This window comes from Gaetbulibacter aestuarii (assembly GCF_039537665.1).
Lineage (GTDB): Bacteria > Bacteroidota > Bacteroidia > Flavobacteriales > Flavobacteriaceae > Gaetbulibacter_A > Gaetbulibacter_A aestuarii.
Map to the genome: position 1 here is coordinate 372,839 of NZ_BAABAY010000002.1, position 22,346 is coordinate 395,184.

Below are 22,346 nucleotides of genomic sequence, written 5' to 3' on the forward strand. Positions count from 1 at the left end.
ACATGGAATTTTAAAAAACACCTTACTTTCCTATGGCTCAAAAACCCAGTATTCCTAAAGGCACCAGAGATTTTAATCCGGAAGAAGTAGCAAAGCGTAATTATATTTTCAATACGATTCGCAAAACTTTTAAAACCTTTGGTTTTCAACCTATAGAAACACCTAGTTTTGAGAATTCAGATACTTTGATGGGGAAATATGGAGATGAAGGGGATCGCTTGATCTTTAAAATTTTAAATTCTGGGGATTATTTGTCAAAAGCTGATGAAAAGGCTTTGGAAGAAAAAGATAGTAATGCGCTCACGTCTTCCATTTCCGAAAAAGCCCTACGTTACGATCTAACAGTACCTTTTGCACGCTACGTGGTACAACACCAAAACGAGATAGAACTTCCTTTTAAACGTTATCAAATTCAGCCGGTTTGGCGTGCTGACCGTCCGCAAAAAGGGCGTTTTAGAGAATTTTACCAGTGTGATGCCGATGTGGTAGGCAGCGACTCCCTTTGGCAAGAAGTAGAGTTTATTCAATTATACGACACGGTATTTACAGCTTTGAATCTTCAAGGTGTTACCATCAAAATTAATAACCGAAAGATATTATCCGGAATTGCTGAGGTTATCGGTGCTTCAGATAAACTCATCGATTTTACTGTGGCTTTGGATAAATTGGATAAAATTGGTGAAGACAAGGTTAAAGAAGAAATGTTGAGTAAAGGGATTTCTGAAGCTGGGATCTCTCAACTTCAGCCTTTGTTCTCATTATCGGGTTCTTTTGAATCTCAAATTCAAACCTTAAAGAGTATTTTAGCAAATTCCGCCGAAGGCAAAAAAGGCATTGAAGAACTAGAATTTATTGATAAGGCCATTTCAGAACTTGGATTGGCGACGGCAACTTTACAACTTGATGTTACTCTTGCGCGCGGCCTAAATTACTACACCGGTGCTATTTTTGAAGTTGCTGCGCCAGAGAACGTAGATATGGGTTCTATTGGTGGTGGTGGTCGTTATGATGATCTTACCGGTATATTTGGGATGAAAGATATGAGTGGTGTAGGTATCAGTTTTGGACTGGATCGTATTTATCTGGTTCTTGAAGCTCTGGATCTTTTTCCGGAAACTATCTCTAAAACCATTGATGTACTATTCATTAATTTTGGTGAAAAAGAAGCTTTGTTCAGTTTAAAGGCCATTAAACAATTGCGGGAAAAAGGTGTTAATGCAGAGTTATATCCTGATGCTGCGAAAATGAAAAAGCAAATGAATCACGCGAATAAAAGGAATATTCCATTCGTAGTGATTGTTGGAGACGAAGAAATGCAAATGAACCGTTACGCCTTAAAAAACATGAGAACCGGTGCTCAGGAAAAAGTATCCTTAGAAACATTGATCGCTGAGGTTACTGCTTAAAGGTTCTCCATTTTTATTTATTTGGGATTTCCCTTAATAAAATCTTCCTATCTTTATTATTCAAAATTATGGAATAGCAGTTTTATAGATTTTGGTTACCATTAAACTAAAACCAACTTATGAATAAAAAGATACTACTCTGGTCTATTACGGCAGCACTAGCCGGATTCCTTTTTGGCTTTGATACTGTTGTTATTTCCGGGGCTGAAAAAAAATTACAATTCTTATGGCAAACTTCCGATATGTTCCATGGCATCGTGGTAATTGGTATGGCGCTTTGGGGTACCGTTGTGGGTGCCATTTTTGGTGGTTTCCCAACAAACAAATTAGGCCGTAAAAAAACCTTGATCTGGATAGGGGTTCTGTATACTGTTTCCGCGGTAGGTTCCGGTTTAGCCAACGATCCATGGGTTTTTGCAGTATTTCGGTTTATTGGTGGTTTAGGCGTTGGTGCCTCTACCATTGCCGCACCGGCTTATATTTCTGAAATTGCTCCGGCAGGCGATCGCGGGAAACTCGTAGGTTTGTACCAGTTCAATATTGTTTTTGGGATTCTGATCGCTTTCTTTTCAAATTATTTATTAAATGGCATTGGCGATAACGACTGGCGTTGGATGGTTGGCGTGGAGGCCTTTCCTGCTGCTATTTATACTATTTTAGCCTTTACGCTTCCAATGAGTCCACGTTGGTTATTAACAAAATTCAGGAATGAGGAAGCTCGAGAGGTGCTTCAGATCATCAGTCCTGAAAAGGATCCTAAAATACTCATAGATGAGATCAAGGATGAAATGGATAAAACGGTGCCGAATGAGTCTATTTTCATGAAAAAATACCGATTTCCTTTAATTTTAGCCTTTTTAATAGCATTTTTCAATCAGTTTTCGGGTATCAATGCCTTTTTGTATTACGCACCGCGTATCCTGTCGGCTGCCGGTCTTGGTGAAAGTGCCGCCTTACTGAGTAGTATAGGCGTTGGGGTAACTAATATGGTTTTTACGCTTATTGGTATTTATTTGATCGACCGTTTGGGACGAAAACAACTCATGTACATTGGATCCGTCGGGTATATTATTTCTTTGACTTTGGTTTCCTGTGCCTTCTTTTTTAATTGGCAGGGCGGACTTATGCCTATTTTCTTGTTCATGTTCATTGCGGCACATGCGGTTGGTCAAGGCTCGGTGATCTGGGTGTTTATTTCCGAAGTGTTCCCGAATCATTTACGGGGTTCCGGTCAGTCCTTTGGTTGTTCGACACACTGGGTTTTGGCGGCAGTCATTCCGTCATTAGTTCCCGTGTTATTTGCCACCATTGGGCCGGGCGTTGTTTTTATGATCTTTGCTATTATGATGGTACTTCAATTGTTATTTGTGATATTCCTGATGCCTGAAACTAAGGGCATAACCCTTGAAGAATTAAGTAAAACTCTAATAAAAGAATAACCTTTGAGACATTTTTTAATTTACACATTAGCGTTATTTACTTTTGTTTCATGTAAATATTCGGATGATAAGAACACAGAGCGTTCGTCCGTTCAGGATGCTACGTCATATACTTTAGAGCAATATCGTCCGCGTTTCCATTTTACCCCAAAGGCACACTGGATGAATGATCCTAACGGATTGGTGTATTCTCATGGAACCTATCATCTTTTTTATCAATACTATCCCGATAGTACGGTTTGGGGACCCATGCATTGGGGGCATGCCGTAAGTAAAGATATGTTGCATTGGAAACCTCGCCCAATCGCTTTAAAACCCGATAGTCTGGGTTATATTTTTTCTGGAAGTGCCGTTATTGACAAGCAAAATACGTCTGGTTTTGGTGCCAATGCGATGATAGCCATTTTTACTTATCACGATCCTGTAAAAGAAAAGCAAGGAGCCATCGATACACAGACTCAAGGGATTGCCTATAGTTTAGATAAAGGTGAGACCTGGACGAAATACAAACATAATCCGGTGATCAAGAATCCCGGTATTACAGATTTTCGGGATCCTAAGGTGTTTTGGAATGATGAAACAAATTCCTGGCAAATGGCTTTAGTCGCCAAAGATCATGTGGAATTTTATGAGTCTGCAAATCTAAAAGATTGGAAGAAGTTAAGTGATTTTCGGTTTCCGGATGATCCACCCTTAGGCGTTTGGGAATGTCCGGATCTTTTCAAAATGAGGGTAGGAGACACGGATGAAGAAAAATGGGTACTCATTGTGAGCCATGGTGGAAATAGCGCTCCAAACGGTGGTTCAGGAACGCGATATTTTGTGGGCGATTATAACGGAAAAACGTTTACTACGGATCAAAAACAAAGTCAATGGATCGATTACGGAACGGATAATTATGCAGGAGTTACGTATAATAATGTGCCAAATAATGAGCGTTTATTTATAGGCTGGATGAGTAACTGGGAATACGCTCAAACCACGCCAACAACAACATGGCGCAGTGCTATGACTTTACCAAGAAGCCTTTCACTAATTAAAAGTAACAACCGGTATATCTTGAAAAGTCAGCTTTTGGATACATTTAAATCCATAATAAAACCGGTTGAAGAAGGAAGTATTTCAGGGCATTTGCCCTATGATTTTACCTATGAAAAACTTCAAGAGAGTTTTATTTCATTCCATGCCGAAATCAAAGATTCCCTTCAAATTCAATTTTCAAATTCAAAAGGAGAGCATTATACCATCAGTTATCATAAAGATTCCGGGGTTTTGTCTGCCGACAGAAGTCAGTCCGGTTTGGTTGATTTCAATCCCAACTATAAAAACTTTTCTTTTCAAACCATTCCTGTTGGAGTAAGAGATTCGCTTTCTTTTAAAATTGTGCTCGATGCCTCATCCATTGAATTATTTATCAATGATGGTGTTTATGCATTAACAAATCAAATTTTCCCGACGGAACCTTACACAGCATTCCAAATAAATAGCGATGTTACAATTTCAAATTTCGAAATAAAACAGGTTGAAAATGTATTTGATTTATGAAAAACTGAGACTTTTATTCGGTTCTAAAGTCAACATTTTATTATTTACTAAAATATCAAGCTTTTCCGATCCTTCAAGCTCAAAAGCTGTCTCCTTTTGATTTACGGTGACTTTAATGATCTGATTCCTGAAATTAATTTTAAAGGAATAAGCGCTCCATTGCTCCGGAATACGTGGTGTAAAACTTAAAGTATTATTACGAACACGCATACCTCCGAAACCTTCAACAATACTCATCCAGGTTCCTGCCATAGAGGTGATGTGCAACCCTTCATGAACCTCGTGATTGTAATCATCCAGATCCAGTCTTGAGGTTCTTAAATAGAAGGTATAAGCCTGTTCCATCCGGTTTAATTTCGCAGCCTGAATACTGTGTACGCAGGGCGAAAGGGAGCTTTCGTGAACGGTGAAAGGTTCGTAAAAATCGAAGTGGCGCTCTAAAGTTCCTTCATCAAAATGATCTTCAAAAAAGTAAAATCCTTGTAAGGTGTCTGCTTGTTTAATATAAGGTGATCTTAGAATTCGATCCCAACTCCATTTCTGATTGATAGGCCGTTGTGATTTGTCTAATTCGGATACGGTGATCAGGTTCTTGTCTAAAAATCCATCTTGCTGCAAGTATACCTCATGTTTTTCTGAATAAGGTAAGTACATATGATCCGCTACACTTTTCCAGGAGGAGATTTCGGTCTGAGTAAGAGCGGTTTTTTTAATGATTCTCTCGTAATCCTTTGAGAAATCGCGTTTAACAATAGCTATGGATTCCATAGCAAAATTAATACACCACTGGGCTATATAATTAGTATACCAATTATTGTTAACGTTATTTTCATACTCATTCGGACCGGTTACTCCTAAAATAACATATTGGTTTTTTTCTGTTGAAAAGGACGCACGTTGTTGCCAAAAGCGTGCAATGCCAATCAATACTTCCAGTCCTTTTTCCGGTACATAACTGTAATCACCCGTAAAGCGTTGATAATTAAAAATAGCATAAGCAATAGCACCATTTCGATGGATCTCCTCAAAAGTAATTTCCCATTCGTTGTGACATTCCTCACCGTTCATTGTTACCATCGGGTAGAGTGCAGCACCATTTGAAAAGCCTAATTTTGCGGCATTTTCAATAGCCTTTTCCAAATGATGGTAACGATATTCTAAAAGTGTACGAGCCACCTTTTGATCTTTCGTAGCCATATAGAATGGAATGCAATAGGCTTCCGTATCCCAATAGGTACTACCGCCGTATTTTTCACCGGTAAAACCTTTTGGTCCTATATTCAGTTTAGCATCGCGACCTAAATAGGTTTGATTCAATTGGAAAATATTAAACCGAATACCTTGTTGTGCTTTTACATCGCCTTCGATGCTAATATCAGACATATTCCAGATGGCATCCCAGGCCTTTTTTTGGTCTTCTAAAAGTTGTTCATAGCCTTTATTCTTAGATTTTTCAATAATATTCTGGGCTATGGCGACCAATTTATTTTTATCGTGATTTCTATCCACCACATAGCCTCCAAATTTATGAATGGCGTAGGTTTCATTTTCTTTTACAGTATGCTCATAACGAAAGTTAATGCGGGTTGCATCTGTTTGTGTTTTGTGACTCGAGCTTAATGGCTTTTTGTTAAGGAATAATTGAGACGACATGAACGTGCAGGTGTGAAAATTGGTTTTCATAGTCTTAGCCTCAATAAACGCCTGGTCATTTTTATGACTTACATTCGTGGTATCCCAGAATTTATCATCCCAATTACTGTCTTCGTTGGTAATACCAGAATCTAAATACGGTATAAATGCGATTGTTGCATCTGAGTTCAAAGGTGTGATGTTGTAAGCAATGGCGCCTACTTCATCCAGATCCAGACTCAAAAAACGTTTGGTTTCTACCTTAACTTGAATATCATTTTGAAGTGTAGCGGTAAAACTTCTGGATAACCAGCCTTCTTTCATGTTCAGTTCGCGTTTGAAATCTGAAACCATCTTACAGTTGTTAAGGTCAAGAGCTTCACCATTTATGTTAACATCAATACCGATCCAATTGGGCGCATTAATTACTTTAGCGAAATACTCCGGATAACCGTTCTTCCACCAGCCCACACGGGTTTTATCGGGGTAGTAAACGCCGGCAATATAACTTCCCTGGAAAGTTGGTCCGGAATATTGTTCTTCAAAATTGGCACGTTGTCCCATGGCGCCATTACCAATACTAAATAAACTTTCAGAGGATTTAACGCGCCTGGCATCAAAACCTTCTTCTATAATCGACCACGGGTCAGCTTTAATATAATCTTGATTCATTGGTTTGTTTTTAGTTTGAACTTAAGGATTGATGAATTGTTCAAAAAAGTCCGAAGGAATTTCCCTGAGGTCTGAAAAATTAAAATCAGCTTCATTTAATGTGCCTTTATCACCAATTCCAACAGAGGTCATGCCGGCCCGGTTGGCGGCTTCAATACCTGCGATGGCATCTTCAAAAACAATACAATTTTCAGGCTGAAGCTGAAGTTTTTTGGCGCCAATAAAAAATACTTCAGGATCTGGCTTCGCTTTACTCACGCTGTTGCCGTCTACAATACCCTTGAAACGGTCGTGTAAATGAACCTGTTTCAGAATGAGTGGTGCATTTTTACTGGCAGACCCTAAAACGTAAGGAATATTCAGGCTGTCTAATGTATCCAATAAAGCCTCTGCACCGGGTAATATTTCACTGGCATCCATCTTATAGATGTACTGTAAATAATTATCGTTCTTGCTTTTTAAATACTGCTGTTTTTCGGTTTCAGAAATGGTTATATTCCCAATATCCAATAATATTTCCAGGGATTTCACACGACTAACCCCTTTCAATAATTCGTTATCCTTTTTGGTGAAGGTAAAGCCCAGATGATCTGCCAGATCTTTCCAGGCCAAATAATGGTATTTTGCTGTATCTACAATAACCCCGTCGAGGTCGAATATAACACCGATCTTTCTCATGGGTTAAATTCTTTAAATAATAATCTAAATTGAACGGGCTAAATGTATGAAATTATGCAAATTTCTCAGTTTTTAAGCCTAAAAATAAAAAAATTTCAAGCCGAAAACGTTTTCGATGCATTTTTGATAATTAAGTGTGGCTTGCTATGCCTGGGAATTATTCCAATTTTGGTTCCTGTTGCGTTCTGCAATGAATACCACCGCCACCCCAGCTAATTTCCAAAACATCTAAAGGAACAATGTCTCTATCAGGAAAATATTTCCTTAAGATCGTCTGGAGTCTTTCATCTTTTATTTTCTCAGATTCGGGCATGCCTTCTTTCCAGGTTTTTGAGCAAATTACAGCACCGTTGGTTATTAAAAAATTAGCGTATTCCAGGCAAGGCACAAAGCGAATGCTATCTCCGGCTTTAAATTTTTCCTTTGTTTCTTCGCGCTGTCTGTCTAAATAGCTTTGATCTATAACCGATGGATAATAATACAAAGAATAATCCGGAGCTTCAATGGTTACTATGATATAGGGTTTACCGTTGGGTTGCCTGGCTTTTTTAAGTTGCTCCAAATTACTTTGGTAAATGCGGTAATCTTCTTGCTGTAAGATTGATTTATTTTTATCCCTTTCTGAAATTACCGTAGCTACAATAGTGCTGTCGTTTAAGAATCGTGTAGAAACATCGATATGCCCGTTAGCACCATTCCCGAAAATATTGTCAATTTTATGCTGGGGTTTATCTATAAGAGGAAATTCATCCAACCAGATCATTTGTTTTTTATTCAGCGCTTTTAAAATGGTTTTCTCAACTTCTTTTAGGGATTTATTCGGATTTCGCTGATCGGCCATGGCCCGGTAAGCCATTACAGTATTATGGCTCACATCAATACCGCCGCCTTCTAAATAGATACCGGTAGAGTCGATATCGATACCCATATCCAAGGCTAACTTGTTATCCGCATCACCACGTGGTTTATCGTACTCCGTAAATGCTGGATAGGCATCGCCGTAAGAACTCCATTTAAAATCAATTAATCGTAATTGCTTTCCATTTGTCGCGAAAATGGGACCCGGATCGCGGACCCAATTCATCGGAAAATCAGTTTTAATAAACTCTACATTCGTCCATTTGGCGCCAAGAGAATCCAGCTTTCCAAGAGCGCTCGATTTCAAACTATCATTATCGTATACCACCTTAGTTTTTACGTATTTTGAAAGTGTTGCGATCACTTTAAGTCGGTCGTTATAACTTGTGGGATAAGAGTTTTCAGTGGCGTAATCTGTCCATACAGCCTCATGAGGCTCCCATTCCGGTGGGAAACTGTATTTGGATGTTTTATTTTTAGAACACCCAATAAAAAGCAAGACAAAAATGATAGCAAAATATTTCATAGTAATGGACATTAGGTAGATATTACCGTTTTTTCTTACATCACTAAAGTAGTAAATTTTGTTTAGTTGCAGTTATCCCTAATCTAATATCTCTGCCAGGGCTGCTTTTTTCCATAGGATTTGTGCTTGATCTCCGTTAATGTGTACAGTATTTAATTACGAATGACTGAAGACTAAAAACCTAAAGCTAAATTGGCTCAATATAAATTTACTAAAATTATTTAAGGGTGTTAAAAAATTTCATCCAGGACCATTTCATATTGCTTTACCGTGATCTTTAATCCATGTGCTTTTAATTGCTGTATTTTAGTTTCCTGTGTTTCATCCACATTAATAATCCTGATCGTTTCTGAAACCTGTTGAATGGCTTTAAAAAGTCGTTCCCAAACGTGAGGGTCATTCTTGAAAACATCAAGCTGTGCCAAATAGTTACGTTCGGGATCAATAATGAAGTAAGCTTCCCGGTTTCCTTTAAAATGAACTTCAAAATAGTGATATGGTCCTCCTAAAAGCGTTTCTTTTTGATGGTCCCAGGAATAGCCATCCTGATTTGGTAGTTCATCCCAATTCAATTCATTCATAGCGATCTCATGTACCTCAGGTTTTAAAACTGAACTACAATTTATAATTCCGCTAAAACATGAATATTGTCGGGTTATTTCAAAACCAATTTTTTGATAGGCATGAATAGCAATGGCATTTTCTGTGATCACTTCTAGCTGACTTCTTTCAATACCATGTTTTTTTAGATCGTCTAGAGCAAAGTCATACATCATTCTTACAATACCACGTCCGCGGTATTCCGGGATAACGCCTGTTCCTGTGTTGAAGGCGGTTCGTATTCCTTGTCGGTTATCAACGGCATGAATAATAAAACCCACAAGTTTGTTGCCATCAAACATCCCGTAGGATAAGTTGAAATCAACCTTAGCGGCGGTCCAGCGCTTACGGTAATAGTCCTTTTCCAAAGGCATTTTTACAAAATAATTTTCGAAGGCCTTCAAAAAGCAATCTACAATGGTATCAAAAGCGGTGTTAGAAAGTGATTTTACAACCATAATTAAAAGTTGTTTTGTAAGTGCCATTCCGAATTGGTGATCCTGTAGCAAACACAGTTCTCATGCTCGGGATAAGCTGCTAATTTAGGATGCTTAAATTCTGCGAGCCTGGTCATTCCGATTTTTTTCATCACCTGTTCCGATCTGTTGTTTTGGATCGTACAAGTGGCAAAAATCTGTTTTAAATGTAAGTCTTGAAAAGCCAATTCCAAACAGCGTTGCGCCCCTTCAGTAGCATAACCTTTTCCCCATGCCGATCGTTTTAAGCGCCAGCCAATATCTGTGGCGGGGGTAAATTGTGAATTAAAAGTTTGATAGGCTAAACCGATAAATCCAATGCGTTCTCCGGTATCTTTTATTTCCGCAGCATAATAACAATGTCCGTAGGTTTTATAATGCTTTTGAAGACGGTTGATAAATTCTTCGCTTTCTTCTCGAGTCAGCGGTTTTGGAAAATGAGCCATAACCTCCGGATCAGCATTCATGGCAGCAAAATCGTCCAGATCATCCAGAGTCCATTCTCGGAAGCCTAAGCGCTCCGAAGTGAATAAATAGTTGTTTTTCACTTATTAATTCGTCTTTAAGCGCTCTAAAAGATCATGTAAAGCTTTATTATCATAAACTCTGGATCGTTGTATCACGGTGTTCACGTTTCGTGTATTTCGAATATCATCCAGCGGATTTTCATCTAAAATCAGAAGATCAGCAACTTTTCCGCTTGAAACACTACCGTAATAAGCTTCCTGATCAAAGAATTTAGGACCGTTAACAAAGGAAGTTTTTAAGGCTTGGGCAGGGGATAGGCCATCTTTCACCAACATTTCCAATTCGCTATGAAGGGAGGATCCCGGATAAACATAGGAGTTGAAGGCACCGCAATCTGAACCTGCCAAAATTGGTAAACCTGAATTATAAGCAGGAAGTACCATGGCATTGAACATGCGTTCCATATCTTCAAAGGAGGTCTGGCCCTCCGGAGAGCGTCGTTTGGCGGAGGCTATCCGACCGTCATAGGTTTTAATAATGCCAGAACCAATAATAGCCAACAAACTATCAGAACTATGATCTTTTGTTGCGAGATTTTCTAAAACTTTACCGATATAAACCGTTGGGGTTACAAACAAGCCTTTTGATGCTGCTTCATCCATAAAGGGTTTCACCATATTTGGATCATGTGTTTCTACCAAAGACCCGATGGCTCTGTAACCGATGTTGAGATTCCGGATGCTATCACCAATAGGTGAGGTCACGGGTAGAAAATAGTACATGTGCTCTACGCCATCCAAACCCAGATCCATAGCTTTTCGAATATCAGCGCTTAAAGGCATGTGGCCGGTCACTTTCAAACCGCGTTTTTCCGCTTCGCGGATAATTTCATAATAGACCTCCGGGGTTAAACTGCCGTCATAGGTTTTAACAAAGTCTACATGAATACTCTCGAGAGAATCCAGAGCTTTACTTACCTCGTTCTTATTATGCAACGCAATAGAACCTGCCCACGCCGGTCTTGGTCCGTCGAGTTTTGGTCCGGCAGTAAAAATATTTGGTCCTTCAAGAAGGCCTTTTTGAATGCTATCCTTCCAGGCCATAACTGAAGGAGCAAGATCGCCACCGCAGTCGCGAACGGTGGTAATACCTTCTGCTAAAAACAGCTTCAGTAAATTTCGGTTTTCTCCAATCAGCCTATCACCGCCACGAAAATGCACATGATTGTCCCAAAGACCCGGCATCACAAATTTATTTTGAGCGTCAATGGTTTTTGCTGCGTCGTATTGACCCAACTCTGCCATCGATGCAACCGATCTAATGGTGTCGTTAGAAATGCTTATCAGTTGATCCGGAATTGTAGTACCATTTTCAACATCAATTACAGAAGCATTGGTGATAAGAATATCGGTTTTTGTTTTTGAAGGTTGACAGGAAATTGCCATAATAATCAGGCCAAGAAGGAAATAAAAATTTTTCATGAAAGGAAAATAAAATAGTAGAAATAAAGATACAATATTTAAATCAGCGTAACTAAACCCTGAAAGGATTGCACTTTTGTTTTAGGAATAAAAATATAATCACAGGCATCAATATCGGAATGAATACCGATGGCTTGTATTTCTAAAACCCCGGATAATTTACCATTACTTTTAATGATTCGAAACATTGAATACTCTAAATTTTGTATGATGCTCTGAACCTCTTTTTGATTCTTATAGCGCTTGACTTCCTTCTTTTCATCATAAACAGGTAAAATTTCAATAATTATGATTGGAAGATAGCTGGCAATTTCTTTTTCAAAACTTTTGATCACCTGTAATTCTGAACCTTCAACGTCGATTTTTAAAATAGACATTTCTTTAAAATCAATATGCTCTCTCAGGACATTAACATGAAAAGCCGGAACCAATTCCTGGTGAAACATGTTATTTTGCCTATAATCCGGAATTATAGTTGCCGAGGCGTCATCCGCACTGTCATTGTAAAAATGTAAAGATTCCAATTGTGTTTGATCCGATACCGCAACGGGAACAATTTGGGTATTCTCGATCTTATTAGTTTTTATTAATTGATGCAAATAAAAAATACAACCGGGGTTCGGTTCGAAGCCAATGTACTTAATTTTGGGATCAATGCTCTTCATTTTCAGTAGTGTTTGTCCAATATTGGCACCAACATCTATCATTTTATGTCCGGCAATTGGGTGGATTATTTTCAAGAGTTCCAACATCCAGGGATCATTTAAGTTTCTGTGTGAAATACCCAAACCATGAATAACAGGAACTTTATATTTGATATTATCGATCTTTAGACTAAAGGTGAAATTAAATTTTACCAGAATTTTTTTTAGAAATGAATGCAGAGGCTTTATCATATTAGAATACCCGGTAAACTCAGTTTAATCAGACTTTTTTGATTTAGTTTAATGCATTTAAAGATACTATTTTTTGCTCAGGTTAAGCATGTTTAAAAAGAACTGCCTGGGTTTCCCGACTCATTATTTCACACTATTCAGCCGAAATTTTACCATATCAGTTATAAGAGCGTAGGGAATAGGCTTATTAATGGGAAACTGTACAGAACCTTTTCCTTGTTTATAACTTGAAAGTCTCGATTGAAAAGCCTCATGCGTTTTAGGTGTTGCAAAAAAACCAATATGCTTTTTAAAAGCACCAAAATATACCAGAGGTTTTTTATTGAGCTTATAAACCGGCATGCCGTAGGAAATACTTTCTATCGCTTCGGGAGCATGCTCTAAAATGGTTTTTCGAATGTTTTCCAAAACTGGCTGAAGCGTATCGGGTTGCATCTGGATATAAGCATCAACGGTTTTTATGGAAGTATTCATTCGTGGCATAACAAACAAGCTTTAAAAATTTAATCAGTTGGATCCAATACTGCTCTCATTTGCATCCGTTGCAAGGAAAACGTATCGCTTTGATCGTTCAGAAAATCGATAATGACAATAGTTTTATGGGCGAGTTCATTTTTATCAATATCGGTAACAATTTTGGAAAAGGCATCATTCGTAACTAGCGTAAATAATAATTCCGATAATTTTTCTAAGGCTGAAGGATGTAGATTTTCAGCATTTTCTAAAAGATCTTTATCACCCATTTTTGAAAGATCCCTTAAAGTAAAACCGAACTCCTTTTGAATCGTAGAATCAATGTCCGGTAGGGTTTCATTTGCATTTTTGGAGCTTAAACCACCCACTTGTTCTATTAAACCGGTTAGCAATAACACGAGCTTTTTCAGTTCACGTTCCATAAAATCTTTTTCGAGGCCCATGATTTTATAACTAAGTGTATCAAAGGTACAAAGATTATGAATTAATCTGACTTCATTTCCTGATCAATAAAGTCATTGAGGTTCTCAATCATGATAATCGCCTTTTTGTATTCAGCTAACAGATGCTGGTTATTGAAGAGCGATAGTACAAATGCGTTCTTAAGGGTTTAACCTTTCAGTCCCGTATTTTATGTTCCATATTTTAAAAGATGACATGCTTAGAACTCATTAACCTTAGCTTTCACAACGCCCAGAGTAAGCCTGTTTCTTAAGCGCTGGAATGGTTGTTCAATAAAAATATACATCAAACTCGATACGATGAGTATGATCACTATAGTGATGATGCCGTTTAAAACAATAATCTCCCAATCTGACAGGGTAGAATTTTTAAAAAATTCTGCGGCTTTGGGGTAATACCAAATCATCAGCATTTCACTGAATAAATAAGCGGAATAGGATATTTGCGCAATGGGATAAAAGAATTTTAGGGATAAAAACCGATTTACAGGTTTAATCGCAAAACTTTGAGAGTAAATGCATGCCATGATCAGGTAGGCTACGGCATAACAAAAGACTTCCCGGTGTAAAACCTCATACCAGGTACCCACCCAGGCCGGTAAATGGTAGAATATGGAGTTTTCTAAAGCAATGGATTGCCCTAATTTTATATTTGAAATAAAGAAGAAAACAACGAGTGAAACGATAATAAGAATCGCATTTAAGGTTCTTTTCGACGTAAAAAATTGAAGCACCCTATCCCTGTAATATACATTTAAATAAGCGGTTATAATACCCGCGAGCAGGCCACCATACCTCAAATGAGTGAGCATGTAATAATCCCAAAACCAGGTAAGCCAACCTTCACTCGGGTAGGGGTTATTAAAGGGTATGGAAAAATTTAAGATATCTGCGGAATAGTAATAGGTTAAGGCGATAGGAATAATAGCTGAAATTAAGAACAACAGGTATTTCCGTTTGAACAAGGGCAAAATAAAAGCAATAAGAAACGGGGTTACGATATAGAATTGCTCTTCGATGGCCAGCGACCAGGTCCATGGGACGTACGATCCTGTAACATAGTTGTTAATGTACAATAAATTGATCCAGGCGTCCTGCCAGTTGTGCAGTGGGGTGCCTTTGAGGAAATAAATACCCAGGATCATGGAGAACACATATACTGGGATCAACCGGAAAAACCTACGGGTGTAGAATTTTTTAAAATTGATCTTAGCGTTTTTCTTGAATTCTTTAAAAAGAATGGTTCCGATCAAAAAACCACTGATCACAAAGAACAGATCCACGCCCAGGTCGCCACGCGTGATCCATGCCAATAGTGGAAAGTCGGCAATACTTTGTGTGGTTTCAGGAAAAACATTGAGTTGAAAGAACCAAACGTGTAGGATGATCACCCATAAAATAGCGATGGCCCTAATGCCGTCGATAACTTTATAATTTTGTTCAGGTCGGTTAAAAAGATTTGAGAATGAATTTTTTAAATGTTCCATTCTGAAGGTTTTGGTGGTTCGTTAAAATAAAGAATAACAATAAGTTACAACTTCAAGTTACTAATGTATGAAATAAATTTGGAATCTCCGGGATCAAGGTTCATATTCAAACTGCAACCAAAGCTGATCGTTATAGAAGATCGCCTCTGTAAAGCTATTGGGTAAAAGGGTGTAATTGTAATTCACAATGCTTGGGCCACTATTAAAATAAGTCACTGAGCCCGTTGGGATATTTTTACTTAAGGATTGCCACAACAAAAAGTCGTATTCAAAAGCATACAACTCACTAGAATTAGGAAAGGTGCTGTTGAAAGTATTTTCTTTTGAAAGATCATAGGTAACCTCGGTGGTGTATTGTGGGGTACTGGTTTGCCCGTACCATCTCACTTGTACCGGATTATTATCCTGCTAGGTAAATGCCATGGTATTATAAACTGAGATATCATCGGGCCCGTAATAATCGATCTTTTCCAGCGTGCCATTGCGGTATACAAAGTACTTACGACCTTCATAATAGAGGTTGTTTTGGTCGCTTCGCCATTGCCTTTTCACTAGAATTTTTCCCGCACTGTTGGTTTGGTAAACATCGCGAACCAAAAGCTTTCCGGTACTTAACCTATAAAATTCCCGAAGGGCGATATACCCCCGAGGCGTATATTCAAAAATGATCTTTTCATCGTTGAAGGCAGACGTAAGTTCTGTAAGTAAGCCATCCTGATACGTAGCTTCGTAGGTTCCCAGACCAATGGGGTCGCCGTAAATAATTCGGGCAAGGATCACCGATTCCGTTAAACTTTCATTGCTCCTGGAGCAGGAAAAAGTTATCAGGAAAAGCAGCAATATGAGTCGATGGTGGTGATGCATAAACTTTCAGACCGTTTTGAATATATAAGGGCTTGAATACTAAATTACTAAAAATAAATTAGGGCTTGAGTAACAAGGATTATACGATCGTTTAAATTGAAGAATTATGGCTTCGTTAATTTTTTAAATTTTATTCCATTCCCAAATACCATATTTCAATGCCGTAGGAAGCTTAAAACCACAACGTTTAAGCGTTAGCATAATATTGCCCCGGTGATGGGCCTCATGATGAATGAAATAGCCTAAAAGCGGCACCACACCACGTTTGAATCCTTTGACTTTCCCATCATTTTCAATACTATTTTTGAACATTTGAGCCACGAGATCGGCGGTTTCTGTGTGGCATTCGATTAACATGGCTATTGACTTCGGATCACCGGCTTTTATCGTATTTAAATGAGCAACTAGAGTTTTATCAAAACCTTCCAATTTCCAGAAACGTACATTATACATATGCGCCAGTTGATGCCCAACCGTGCCGCCACCGCGTGGTGATGTGGTCATTTTCAGAGCCTCTTCCGTCAGGTTGTTCAAAAGAATCAAATTGGTGCGATGGTTTATGTACCAGGTGTCTATGATCTGTTGTTCGATGGCATTCATAGGAAATTATTTTTTTAAATTCACTAAATAGGTTGTCCAAAGGTCAACAGATTTTTATCCGGGTCGAGAATGGAGAATTCCTTTTGATTCCAGGGCTTGATCTCCAATTTTCCATGGGGATGTATTTCCGTATTTCTTTGAAGCAAGGCGTGATAAAACCCGTCAATATCGTTGGTTCGGATATAGACTTGCCCGTAATTTTCATTCGGGTTCAAGTCTCTAAATTCGAAGAAATGGATTTGGATCTGGTCTTTTTCCATCATCAGGTAGCCGTCAAAGTTGGAACTTCCAAATGTTTTAAACCCCAATTGTTTTGCGTAATAATCTCGCGTAACACGTTTGTCACGCATGGGTAATTTCGGGTGGATGTGAGTGAGCATGGTTCTTAAATTTAGTTTCCTTCAGGGGGTTAATTGACCTGTGAAACTAAGGTAGTTAAAAATTAGTTTCGAATTTTTAGAAACTTCGCCAAACCCGGTTATTCATCCTCACAAAGACTTAAAGTAATGACCCGACCCTTAGAATTAGCGATATATTTAATACCACCTTCATCCAGATAGGCATTTTCTTTTCGGCCCGAGGTGTGCCACATCACATAGCCAAAATCACATTTACCCATATGGCCATTTTCAAATTCTCTTTTGGCTATGACCCTGACGGCATCCCAATATTTTTCTCTGGAATGACCAAAAAAGATCACGGGATTAAATTCATCAGGCAATTTGCGTTTGTAATACTTTTTGATTCTATTTAAACTGGGGTATCCAACCGAATTACACAAATCCATTAGATTTTCTGTGAACTTATCGTCAGACGGGTGAATAAAATCTTCCCAAATACTCCGGGCAAGATCAGATTTAAAATTTGTTGAAATTATATAGTTTACACGATCTGTTTCGCTTTTCAGGTTTTCAATACTGTCGGTAACTGATTTATCAAATGTTTTATACAGCAGATATTCCCGAAGCGCCTGATCGTATTGGTAATTAAATACTAATTGTTCTACAATGGTATCTATTTTTTGTTCGAACCTTTTTTCGGTGAGATCAGGACTTTCTTGTGCATAGTTGAGGTTTACAATGAATCCGAGAAACAGGATGAATAGGGTATTTTTATGCATTTATGAAAATTGTTTTATTGCCGATTAATTTATTCTGTTTTAGCTTTTATCTGATTTAAGATCCAATCGATTTCACCTAAGAAAGAATCTTTATTTTCTTTAATTAAATGCTGACTATCTGTACTCAGGTTTTCGGGATCAGAAATCAATCGTTTCCAAAGTAGGTAATGGGGAACTTTCGATCTTAAATAATACCCAATATCAGATGTTGCGAGGACATATTGTTTTCCTTTAAGCACATAAACTTTGTCATAATCAAAAGCCCCGGAAATTTCACTATTTAACAGCCCCATAACCGCTGCTTCTATTCGGTTACTGGTTTCAATGATTTCGAAAATACCGTCGTTATCAAGATCTCTTATACAATATGAATTTACGAGAACACCTTCGTGACCCGGTGAATTCGATTTTAATTCAGAGATCGTTTTTTCAATTAATTGGATGTTATTCTGGGAGAAACAGGTCCAAATTAAATTTATGCCAAGTATAAAAGTCAAAATCCATTTTTTCATATGTTTTGTTACAATTGGATTGTTTTAGATTGATTTATGAATTTTGATGGAAATTATGAAGTAAAAAAAAATAACTTAAAAGATTAAGAATCCCATCAGGTCGGACTCTAAATAATCTATTTATTTTAGGTTTTTGTCGTGTAAATCCTTTTTTATTAAAAACATTCAAAAGCATAATACTCTGCGACAGTTGGGTAAATACCCCCTTTTGTAGTATTGTTCTTTGCGTCATATTCATAATCAAAATTCAAGGTATTTTGGTCATTTATCGTTTTACTTAAAATATTATTGGTATTAAAAAATGAGGCCAATGGCACCTGGTTATAATAAACCCAAAAATTCAAGTAAATATTTCCTTTTAGAGGATTATAAGCCGTATCGTAGGTGAATACAATGTTGTTATATAAGGTGGCTATTTGGCTATTAGCAGTGTCATATCTGTATTCTTTCATGTTCCTAACATTGTTGTTAGTGTCAAAAAAATAGTCGGCATAAGCCACTTTTTGATACCTGACAAGTCCCGGAGATTCATAACTAAAATAATATTGTTGCACCTGGATTTTTTCTGAATAGTAACTAAATTTATATAAATAATGGTCGCCTGTAAATTCCCGAAGTTCTACCAACAAGTTGCCATCATACTTTGCTGATAAAATGGGGGTGGAACCGGGATAGTCAGCACGGATAATTAAAGAATCTCTTGTAATATAATCTACATTGTAGATCATGCCTTCGGGTAACGAATTGTGAGCGAAATCTCTTAATCTGGATAACTCAGCGTTTTTATATTCAAAGGCGTATTTTGTATATCCGGTTTCACTTTTAACTTCAGTAAGAAAACAGTTGTTACCGCCCATGTTGTCCTTGGAACAGGATAAAAAAGCCAAAGTTAAAAGAAGTATGATTAGTGTGGGTCTTTTCATGGTAATTGGTTTCTACTGTTCGTGTTATCATTTATGAGAACAGTTGAAAGGCTAAAATAGTAAAAAATAACTTACAGTAGTTTGCGACTTTGTAGAGCTGGCATTATCCATTTTTTTCTTCAAGTAGTCGATATTCTGTAGTTACTTGATTACCACTCTCAAAAAGTTCCAGGAGTTCGGAGGTTCTATTCTTAATTTTGTAAATGTCTTCTTCTAGATAATACCTGCCTGATTTGGTTAGAAAGTAAAAATCTATTTTCTGGTCATTGGTGGGTTCTGTGCGCTCCGTTTTTGTTGCTTTTATCAGGTATTGTGTACCGACAGCTAAAAAATGTTTCGCGGCCTGTTGTATGCTTTCATGGTCGAAACCTCCAATAAACGCTTGTCCTGTACTCAAATAAACACTGGCATCACCGGTTTTAAAGGAAACAACCGTTGCAATGGCATTGCCCATATTCCAATCCATGATCATCCCGTAGAGGTCCTTATCCTTTTCCAGCTGTAAATGGAGTTGCTCCGGCGTTACCCGCATAGCCAGATCCCTGAAGTCGCGATAAGGATTCTCAGTCAGAGATGACTTTTTGAATTTTTTTGGTCTAAAAACAGACTTTTTACCCATAAATACCACCATGACTATAATGATAACGAGTACTATAATAAATAATCCGGTGCTCATAATTGTGGTCTGAAAATATTGTTTGTGTTCTGGTAAGCATTTTTAATGACCTCTTGAACTAAAAACCCGGAGGCGGGAGCGAGGCGTAAAATAAGTTTGATGCTAATGTATGCCATGTTGTTTTGATTCCATTTTGACTATTGATTTCGAAAAGTTGCTTCTATAACTAAAATAGTAAAAAATAACTTACATCTTCCCTAGGTGATTTTTGAGTGGGTTAATGAAACCTTTCTTTTAATAGTTATAACAATTCGTATAGGTATAGTATTCGGTTAGGGTATTACTTTCATTACAAACGCTATACGGATGTTTGTTCAAACCTTTAATTGTTAAATTATTGGCGTCAAATTCGTAACTATAATTACTGGTTGCCCCTCGGGTTTTGTCGATTTCCGTGATCATATTATTTTGAGAAAAGAACATGGCATTGGGCAAATTCTGGCATAAAAATGTGGGATAAATGATGCCTTTCCAAGGATTGTTTCCTATGTCGTAAGTGTTTTCACGTTCGTTAAAAAGTGTGTAATTACTGGCTGAACTGGTATCGTATTTATAAATCTTAGTAGCGATAGCATTACCGTTTTCATCCAAAAAATAGTCGGCATAAGCTATGTTTTGGTAGGTTGAACCACTAACATAGTCCTGCTTTACCGTGATCTTATCAGCGCTGTATTCAAAAATGAAATAATTGTACCTAGTGGCGCTGTAAAATCGTTTTACTTGTATGAGATCTCCGTTCTGATATTTTGCCGAGATAATGGGCGTGCCCTTTGATCCATCACTTTGAACCAGGCCAATGTCTATGGAGTCGGTTGAAATGTGATTAACATAATAGGTATTTGTGGTACTGCCGTAGGTTTCATTAATTTGATCAAGGATCTGATTGCTATCGTAGTTAAAATCATATTTCGAAGTTGCAAAACTGATCGCTTTGATCAGGCAGTTCTCTTCAACCGGAGTAGGTGCGGTTGGGTTTTCAGGTGTTGGTTTAATACTTGATGATTGGTCACTGGAACAAGCAAATAATGCCAGGGCCAAACAAAGCAGGCCGATAAAAAAATGTTTCATTAATGGGGTTTTTTAAAATAGGTATTAGTGGTTTTTTGGATTATTATAGAATTCGTTGCATAAGCTAAAATAGTAAAAAATAACTTACAGAAGCTAGAGATTTCTTGGCTATGCTTATTTCTTCAAATACATCTTACTCTCAGAATTTTCAAGAACCAATTTCTTTTTAGACAATTTCTTTATTTTAAAATGCCCATCTTCCTGGCCAACATTTACGGTGATCATGTTTTCGTTTTCGTCGTAATACCAAACGCCACTTTTATGCAGGTCACCCTGACTGGCTTCGAAAACATCATTTTCCTTAAAGGACATCGTCGTAAGAAAATTGTCCTGCTTATGCGTTTTCTTATTGATGATCTTTTGAATGTTCCAGGTTCCGAATAAGGCGGAAGGCGCTTTAAACGACGTTAAGGTGAAAAAGCCGATCAGGAGGAATAAAGCTAATTTTTTCATGGGTGCAGTTGTTACAATTTTAAGTAACTAAAGTAGTAAATAAAACCGAACATGCTGATGGTTTAAAAGAATAGGCTCCGAATTCAGGAGACTTCTGAGAGCGTGAACTTCTTGAAATTTAAAAATTTAACCACTTTTTATCCATTTATAATAATTCAGTGTTACACCAACACCTAAACTTAATTCGTTGAAGCGGTCCAAACTGTAATATCTTAGAAAAAATGTAAACCATTTATAACTGCTTTGAAGTTCTGACTGAAATTCAGTAGCTCCATTGAACATGGCGACTTTTGAAGACAGCGTGCCGTAAAAAGGTCCTAAGAACAATTCTTTTTCAAGACCCATGAGGATTCCCGATGATGATTTGATTTTGTTCTCAGGAATTTTATTCAGGTTCATATGGCTATACCCCGCAATAAGGTTAATGTTATGTAAATTTAGTTGCGATTCGATCGCATAAGAGCGGGAGAAAAAGTTCCTTTCAAATGAAATGTCTTTGTAGTTCCATCGAAAGTCCATATCAAAATCGCAATTGGAAATAGGATGTCTAAGCTCTAATTCCCCAAATTGAAATGTATTAGTGTCCCGATTGGTTTGATAGCTATACGAACCCTTAATAACACCAATGCGCGTATAAGGTGATGTTATTTCAAGTTGCGTACCAATCGGATTGTGAAATAGCCCACTATTGGCCAATAAACTAATCTCATAGGCATCAAAAAAATCTTTATTGCAATCCTCTTTTAAAAAAATTTCAATAGATTTTTTTGAACCTAGTTTATATTCAAAAGTGCGATATCCTACAAATAAAAATTCCAGGATGTTTAAGGAATCCGGAACTGAAATTTTAAAATTACCTTCGAAGTCTGTTTGAGTTCCTATTTCGGTTCCTTTGACTTTAACAACGACTCCAGGAATTGGCGTTTTAGAATTTTTATCTTTTACAATGCCGCTATACGTTTTTGATTGGCAAAATGTGATGGTTGTTGTAAAAAGAAATAAGAGAAGTAATGCTTTTTTCAAGTTGGGTT

Annotated in this window: 24 protein-coding genes; 3 read left to right on the forward strand and 21 right to left on the reverse strand. The window is 37.6% G+C overall.

The features are described from left to right. Nucleotides 1–32: 32 nt before the first annotated feature. The 3 genes from hisS to ABD682_RS10405 all read left to right on the forward strand — a co-directional run bounded on the left by hisS (nt 33) and on the right by ABD682_RS10405 (nt 4,390). Complete coding sequence (hisS, locus tag ABD682_RS10395; RefSeq protein ID WP_344741254.1) at nt 33–1,406, forward strand: histidine--tRNA ligase; 1,374 nt, start codon at nt 33–35, stop codon at nt 1,404–1,406. A gap of 119 nt (nt 1,407–1,525) precedes the next feature. Further along, the gene (locus tag ABD682_RS10400) at nt 1,526–2,845 is read left to right on the forward strand and encodes a sugar porter family MFS transporter (protein WP_344741255.1); all 1,320 of its coding nucleotides are present in this window, start codon (nt 1,526–1,528) and stop codon (nt 2,843–2,845) included. 3 nt (nt 2,846–2,848) lie between these two features. Next, nucleotides 2,849–4,390 carry a glycoside hydrolase family 32 protein gene (locus ABD682_RS10405; protein WP_344741256.1) on the forward strand — a complete coding sequence of 514 codons (1,542 nt, stop codon included), beginning with the start codon at nt 2,849–2,851 and terminating at the stop codon, nt 4,388–4,390. Here the strand turns inward: ABD682_RS10405 and ABD682_RS10410 are convergent. From ABD682_RS10410 to ABD682_RS10510, 21 genes are all read right to left on the reverse strand, one after another. Next, nucleotides 4,385–6,694, reverse strand: coding sequence for a glycoside hydrolase family 65 protein (locus ABD682_RS10410; protein ID WP_344741258.1), 2,310 nt, complete (start codon nt 6,692–6,694; stop codon nt 4,385–4,387). The genes ABD682_RS10405 and ABD682_RS10410 overlap by 6 nt on opposite strands. 21 nt (nt 6,695–6,715) lie before the next feature. Further along, a complete protein-coding gene (gene pgmB, locus ABD682_RS10415; protein WP_344741260.1) occupies nt 6,716–7,372 on the reverse strand; it encodes a beta-phosphoglucomutase in 657 nt (218 codons plus the stop codon). A gap of 157 nt (nt 7,373–7,529) precedes the next feature. After that, entirely contained in the window at nt 7,530–8,756 is a 1,227-nt protein-coding gene (locus ABD682_RS10420) for an agmatine deiminase family protein (RefSeq protein WP_344741262.1), read from the reverse strand. Between the two features lie 230 nt (nt 8,757–8,986). Continuing rightward, nucleotides 8,987–9,841, reverse strand: a complete 855-nt coding sequence (locus ABD682_RS10425) for a GNAT family N-acetyltransferase (protein ID WP_344741264.1) — start codon at nt 9,839–9,841, stop codon at nt 8,987–8,989. Further along, complete coding sequence (locus ABD682_RS10430) at nt 9,817–10,380, reverse strand: GNAT family N-acetyltransferase (RefSeq protein ID WP_344741265.1); 564 nt, start codon at nt 10,378–10,380, stop codon at nt 9,817–9,819. The genes ABD682_RS10425 and ABD682_RS10430 overlap by 25 nt, the downstream gene beginning before the upstream one ends. A gap of 3 nt (nt 10,381–10,383) precedes the next feature. Beyond that, entirely contained in the window at nt 10,384–11,781 is a 1,398-nt protein-coding gene (locus ABD682_RS10435; RefSeq protein ID WP_344741267.1) for an amidohydrolase family protein, read from the reverse strand. Nucleotides 11,782–11,819: 38 nt separating this feature from the next. Next, a complete protein-coding gene (locus ABD682_RS10440) occupies nt 11,820–12,677 on the reverse strand; it encodes an FkbM family methyltransferase (RefSeq protein ID WP_344741269.1) in 858 nt (285 codons plus the stop codon). A 123-nt stretch (nt 12,678–12,800) separates the two neighbouring features. Beyond that, nucleotides 12,801–13,160, reverse strand: a complete 360-nt coding sequence (locus ABD682_RS10445; RefSeq protein WP_344741270.1) for an iron chaperone — start codon at nt 13,158–13,160, stop codon at nt 12,801–12,803. Between the two features lie 20 nt (nt 13,161–13,180). Next, nucleotides 13,181–13,594 carry a hypothetical protein gene (locus ABD682_RS10450; RefSeq protein ID WP_344741271.1) on the reverse strand — a complete coding sequence of 138 codons (414 nt, stop codon included), beginning with the start codon at nt 13,592–13,594 and terminating at the stop codon, nt 13,181–13,183. A 218-nt stretch (nt 13,595–13,812) separates the two neighbouring features. Continuing rightward, complete coding sequence (locus ABD682_RS10455; RefSeq protein ID WP_344741272.1) at nt 13,813–15,099, reverse strand: acyltransferase family protein; 1,287 nt, start codon at nt 15,097–15,099, stop codon at nt 13,813–13,815. A gap of 93 nt (nt 15,100–15,192) precedes the next feature. Then, nucleotides 15,193–15,486 (reverse strand): hypothetical protein, encoded by a 294-nt coding sequence (locus ABD682_RS10460; protein ID WP_344741274.1) that lies wholly within the window; start codon nt 15,484–15,486, stop codon nt 15,193–15,195. 21 nt (nt 15,487–15,507) lie between these two features. Beyond that, nucleotides 15,508–15,963: a hypothetical protein gene (locus ABD682_RS10465; protein WP_344741276.1), complete on the reverse strand. Its 456-nt coding sequence runs from the start codon at nt 15,961–15,963 to the stop codon at nt 15,508–15,510. 123 nt (nt 15,964–16,086) lie between these two features. Continuing rightward, the gene (locus ABD682_RS10470; RefSeq protein WP_344741277.1) at nt 16,087–16,563 is read right to left on the reverse strand and encodes a DinB family protein; all 477 of its coding nucleotides are present in this window, start codon (nt 16,561–16,563) and stop codon (nt 16,087–16,089) included. 23 nt (nt 16,564–16,586) lie between these two features. Further along, nucleotides 16,587–16,943, reverse strand: a complete 357-nt coding sequence (locus ABD682_RS10475; protein WP_344741278.1) for a bleomycin resistance protein — start codon at nt 16,941–16,943, stop codon at nt 16,587–16,589. 98 nt (nt 16,944–17,041) lie between these two features. Beyond that, nucleotides 17,042–17,683, reverse strand: a complete 642-nt coding sequence (locus ABD682_RS10480; RefSeq protein WP_344741280.1) for a hypothetical protein — start codon at nt 17,681–17,683, stop codon at nt 17,042–17,044. A 29-nt stretch (nt 17,684–17,712) separates the two neighbouring features. Further along, nucleotides 17,713–18,195, reverse strand: coding sequence for a hypothetical protein (locus ABD682_RS10485; protein ID WP_344741281.1), 483 nt, complete (start codon nt 18,193–18,195; stop codon nt 17,713–17,715). A gap of 155 nt (nt 18,196–18,350) precedes the next feature. Continuing rightward, on the reverse strand, nt 18,351–19,118 hold the full coding sequence (locus tag ABD682_RS10490) for a hypothetical protein (protein ID WP_344741282.1): 768 nt from the start codon (nt 19,116–19,118) through the stop codon (nt 18,351–18,353). A 103-nt stretch (nt 19,119–19,221) separates the two neighbouring features. Further along, nucleotides 19,222–19,794: a hypothetical protein gene (locus tag ABD682_RS10495; protein WP_344741284.1), complete on the reverse strand. Its 573-nt coding sequence runs from the start codon at nt 19,792–19,794 to the stop codon at nt 19,222–19,224. A 234-nt stretch (nt 19,795–20,028) separates the two neighbouring features. Further along, nucleotides 20,029–20,862, reverse strand: coding sequence for a hypothetical protein (locus ABD682_RS10500; protein ID WP_344741285.1), 834 nt, complete (start codon nt 20,860–20,862; stop codon nt 20,029–20,031). A 114-nt stretch (nt 20,863–20,976) separates the two neighbouring features. After that, a complete protein-coding gene (locus tag ABD682_RS10505) occupies nt 20,977–21,315 on the reverse strand; it encodes a lipocalin family protein (RefSeq protein ID WP_344741286.1) in 339 nt (112 codons plus the stop codon). A gap of 126 nt (nt 21,316–21,441) precedes the next feature. Next, the gene (locus ABD682_RS10510) at nt 21,442–22,338 is read right to left on the reverse strand and encodes a carboxypeptidase-like regulatory domain-containing protein (RefSeq protein WP_344741287.1); all 897 of its coding nucleotides are present in this window, start codon (nt 22,336–22,338) and stop codon (nt 21,442–21,444) included. Nucleotides 22,339–22,346: the final 8 nt, after the last annotated feature.

Coding starts and splice junctions, on each gene's coding strand:
- hisS (WP_344741254.1), top strand. CDS start 33: ATGGCTCAAAAACCCAGTATTCCTAAAGGCACCAGAGATTTTAATCCG.
- ABD682_RS10400 (WP_344741255.1), top strand. CDS start 1,526: ATGAATAAAAAGATACTACTCTGGTCTATTACGGCAGCACTAGCCGGA.
- ABD682_RS10410 (WP_344741258.1), bottom strand. CDS start 6,694: ATGAATCAAGATTATATTAAAGCTGACCCGTGGTCGATTATAGAAGAA.
- pgmB (WP_344741260.1), bottom strand. CDS start 7,372: ATGAGAAAGATCGGTGTTATATTCGACCTCGACGGGGTTATTGTAGAT.
- ABD682_RS10420 (WP_344741262.1), bottom strand. CDS start 8,756: ATGAAATATTTTGCTATCATTTTTGTCTTGCTTTTTATTGGGTGTTCT.
- ABD682_RS10425 (WP_344741264.1), bottom strand. CDS start 9,841: ATGGCACTTACAAAACAACTTTTAATTATGGTTGTAAAATCACTTTCT.
- ABD682_RS10435 (WP_344741267.1), bottom strand. CDS start 11,781: ATGAAAAATTTTTATTTCCTTCTTGGCCTGATTATTATGGCAATTTCC.
- ABD682_RS10440 (WP_344741269.1), bottom strand. CDS start 12,677: ATGATAAAGCCTCTGCATTCATTTCTAAAAAAAATTCTGGTAAAATTT.
- ABD682_RS10445 (WP_344741270.1), bottom strand. CDS start 13,160: ATGCCACGAATGAATACTTCCATAAAAACCGTTGATGCTTATATCCAG.
- ABD682_RS10450 (WP_344741271.1), bottom strand. CDS start 13,594: ATGGGCCTCGAAAAAGATTTTATGGAACGTGAACTGAAAAAGCTCGTG.
- ABD682_RS10455 (WP_344741272.1), bottom strand. CDS start 15,099: ATGGAACATTTAAAAAATTCATTCTCAAATCTTTTTAACCGACCTGAA.
- ABD682_RS10465 (WP_344741276.1), bottom strand. CDS start 15,963: ATGCATCACCACCATCGACTCATATTGCTGCTTTTCCTGATAACTTTT.
- ABD682_RS10470 (WP_344741277.1), bottom strand. CDS start 16,563: ATGAATGCCATCGAACAACAGATCATAGACACCTGGTACATAAACCAT.
- ABD682_RS10475 (WP_344741278.1), bottom strand. CDS start 16,943: ATGCTCACTCACATCCACCCGAAATTACCCATGCGTGACAAACGTGTT.
- ABD682_RS10480 (WP_344741280.1), bottom strand. CDS start 17,683: ATGCATAAAAATACCCTATTCATCCTGTTTCTCGGATTCATTGTAAAC.
- ABD682_RS10485 (WP_344741281.1), bottom strand. CDS start 18,195: ATGAAAAAATGGATTTTGACTTTTATACTTGGCATAAATTTAATTTGG.
- ABD682_RS10490 (WP_344741282.1), bottom strand. CDS start 19,118: ATGAAAAGACCCACACTAATCATACTTCTTTTAACTTTGGCTTTTTTA.
- ABD682_RS10495 (WP_344741284.1), bottom strand. CDS start 19,794: ATGAGCACCGGATTATTTATTATAGTACTCGTTATCATTATAGTCATG.
- ABD682_RS10500 (WP_344741285.1), bottom strand. CDS start 20,862: ATGAAACATTTTTTTATCGGCCTGCTTTGTTTGGCCCTGGCATTATTT.
- ABD682_RS10505 (WP_344741286.1), bottom strand. CDS start 21,315: ATGAAAAAATTAGCTTTATTCCTCCTGATCGGCTTTTTCACCTTAACG.